The following is a 2,693-nucleotide window of genomic DNA, read 5'->3' as shown; positions in this document are numbered from 1 at the left end:
CCGCCCGACGGGCGAGGACGTGGCCATCGTCGTCGTGATGCCCGACGGCGAGTCCGTCCCCATGACGAGCGACGAGTACCGGGAGCGGTCGGAGCACAGAGTGGAGCATGTCGCCCCGCCCGGCAGGCGGGTCGAGGGACTCGCCTTAGTCCTCGACCCTGAGGGCGAGCGCGCCATACGGGAAGCCGCTGCAGACCCCGGGGCGTCCGACCCCCGTATCGTGGGCTACTCCGAGCGGCCACTCGGCATCGACCCTCGCGCCGAAGCCGTCCGCGACCTCGTCGAGTCCAAGCGCCTGGTCGCCAGGGCCGAGGCTGTTCTTGGGACGGAAGCCGTCGACGAGATCCTGTGCTGGCTGCCGGACATGACGGAGCCCCCGTCCCAGGCCGCCTGACGCCACCTCGTCGACGCGCCCGGCGGCAGGGGCGCAGCCACCGATTCCCAGTCACATCGCAGAGGAGCGCGCCATGGAGCGCCTGATCGCTGACCTTAGCACCGCGGCCATCCCCCCGCATTTCGCGGACGCCAGCCCTCCGATCTTGACCGTCGACGGTCTTCTTGCCGCCCTCGCTGCAGCCCGTGCGGCAGGTGACGCCGACCTCTCGCGCAGCCTCGTCGATCTTGGCTCTCAGTGGGCCATGGACGCCGACCTCGACGAGGAGTTTGCCCACCAGGGCATCTACTGGGACGCGCCGGACCATGAGGAGGTCGCAAGGGCCGACGCACTGGCGAAAACGGCCAAGGCCGACCTCGCTCTTCTCCTTACCGACTTGGCCATCGAGGCCCAGTACCAGGAGGAGCTCCAAAGTCTGCACTACCTGGAAATGCGCGCTGAGCGCCTCCCCACGCTGACGTTGAGCGACGACGACGAGTACGCCTGACCGGCCTCCGTCGACGCGCCCGGCGGCAGGGGCGCAGCCACCGTCATCCCCCGCAACCCCGGTTTTACAGGATGCGTCCCATGCGGCGCGACATCAGCGAGATCAAGACGAACTTCACCGTCGACAGCCCCGGCATCGCCGAGGCCATGACCAGGGGCATGTCGCCAGCGGCGCAGGTCTTCATCGACGCCATCCTGGGTCCCGACGGGCAGGACTGCCCGGACCTGTCGGGGCTCGGGTGGCTGCGCGACCTCCTCCGGGCAACCCAGAACCCCGGCGCTTTCGACGCCCTCAACGGGGACAGCGACGACCCCGACGCCACCGGGCTCATGCTGCGGTCCGTGGGGGAACTGTACCGCCGCCTCGCGGCCCTCACCGGCGAGCGGCCGGACATCTACGACAGCGAGAGGTCCGTCTGATGCGCCACGATTCCCCCCGTACCACGACCGCCGTCGCGCAGGCCCTGGGCCGCCCCGCCGACCTGACCGCAGCCATCGGCTTGCTCGATGCCCTCCATGACGCCGGATACTCCGTCGTCCGCCATGCGCCCCTCCTGACGGACCCGGCGGCGTCCATCATCGCCGGCGAAATCGTCTCGGGCGGCCGGCTCCCAGCCACCGAGGTCGCCACCCGCATCATCGGCAAGCTCGCTCAGGCGGGCCTCGCCCCCGGCGCCGGGCAGCCTACGGGGCGGACGGTCCCGCTGACGATAGCCGGCGTCCCCCTCGTCGCGCTGATCAGCACGACCGAGGCGACCGCCTTGGCCGCCGCCCTCGCTCAGGGGAGGACCGCCTGATGCGCCGCGTCACCGAGATCCCCTACGAGCCGCACCGGTACGCAGACGAGCTTCCTAATACCGCATGGGCGAACGCGTTGGTCTGGGACTCCCGCGTCCGGGCCGGCGATGAGGATGCCCTCGCCCTGGCCCGCGACCTCGGGCTGGGCAGTGCCAGCCTTCCCGGTCCGGACCGCATCGACGCGTTGCTGTACGGCGTCGCGCTCGGCGTGGCTGCCCTCTTGGACGGCAAGGCCCAGGAGAAGGCCATCGTCGCGGTGTTCGGCTCCCACGGCATGCGCGACGTCCATGCCCTGTTCGAGGCCATCGGGGACGACCCCCTCGTCGACGACGAGGCCCGCGCGACCTTCCTTCAGGAGCGTATCCTCGGCCGGGTCGAGTGGGGCCGGCACAACGACGCTGACGTGGCGTGGCTGCAGTCCAAGGCGGCTGCCGTGGTCGTCGATGACGACTTCATGGGGACGGTACCCTTTCAAGGCGATGAGACGGAATCCACCGAACTGGAACGCCGTGTCGTCCGGGCCCGCCGGGAGCACACCTGCTACCTGACGGGCCTGCCCATCGCTGCCGGCGAGCGACATCTCGTCTTGCGTGAGGTTGCCGAGGGCCAATTCACGACCACCCGGCATAGCGCGGTCGCAGCTTGGTTCGAGGCGCACGCAGGGGTTCCCGCGGAACGACTGATCCCGGCCGAGCCCATCGACACCAGGAGGGCCGCATGATGCGCCAGGTCCTCGTCACCGTCGCCGGCGCGCCCGGGCGACTCGCCGCCTCGGGTGCCGCCCTGGCCACAGTCGTCCTGACCGCGGGCGGACATCTCCAGGCCCTCGCCGTCAGCGCGTGGATGCTGCTCGTCTGGGGGTTGATCTTCGCCGTCGCTGTTATGGGCCTTGGCATCGCGGCACAGATCTCCGGCGTCTACGACGATGCCCCGGTCACCCCCGCGACGAAAGACAACCACCGCTGAACCGGGTTGGCGCGCGCTCCGGCGCGCGTCATTCCCAATTCGGGATTTC

6 protein-coding genes are annotated in these 2,693 nt (G+C 70.3%); all 6 read left to right on the top strand.

What is annotated here, in order from left to right; translation table 11 throughout:
* Positions 1–394, top strand: a 394-nt coding sequence (locus MKK88_RS30835; RefSeq protein WP_244007127.1) for a hypothetical protein, incomplete at its 5' end; no start/stop codon positions are given.
* Positions 395–467: 73 nt separating this feature from the next.
* Positions 468–881: a hypothetical protein gene (locus tag MKK88_RS30830; protein ID WP_244007126.1), complete on the top strand. Its 414-nt coding sequence runs from the start codon at positions 468–470 to the stop codon at positions 879–881.
* A gap of 80 nt (positions 882–961) precedes the next feature.
* A complete protein-coding gene (locus tag MKK88_RS30825) occupies positions 962–1,300 on the top strand; it encodes a hypothetical protein (RefSeq protein WP_244007125.1) in 339 nt (112 codons plus the stop codon).
* A complete protein-coding gene (locus MKK88_RS30820) occupies positions 1,300–1,677 on the top strand; it encodes a hypothetical protein (protein WP_244007123.1) in 378 nt (125 codons plus the stop codon). Before MKK88_RS30825 ends, MKK88_RS30820 begins: the two co-directional genes overlap by 1 nt.
* Entirely contained in the window at positions 1,677–2,399 is a 723-nt protein-coding gene (locus MKK88_RS30815) for a hypothetical protein (protein WP_244007121.1), read from the top strand. Before MKK88_RS30820 ends, MKK88_RS30815 begins: the two co-directional genes overlap by 1 nt.
* Complete coding sequence (locus tag MKK88_RS30810) at positions 2,396–2,644, top strand: hypothetical protein (RefSeq protein WP_244007119.1); 249 nt, start codon at positions 2,396–2,398, stop codon at positions 2,642–2,644. Before MKK88_RS30815 ends, MKK88_RS30810 begins: the two co-directional genes overlap by 4 nt.
* The last annotated feature ends 49 nt before the right edge of the window (positions 2,645–2,693 follow it).

It is taken from the genome of Methylobacterium sp. E-005 (assembly GCF_022829725.1).
Taxonomy (GTDB): Bacteria; Pseudomonadota; Alphaproteobacteria; order Rhizobiales; family Beijerinckiaceae; genus Methylobacterium.
This window is presented reverse-complemented; position numbering and strand designations above follow the sequence as displayed.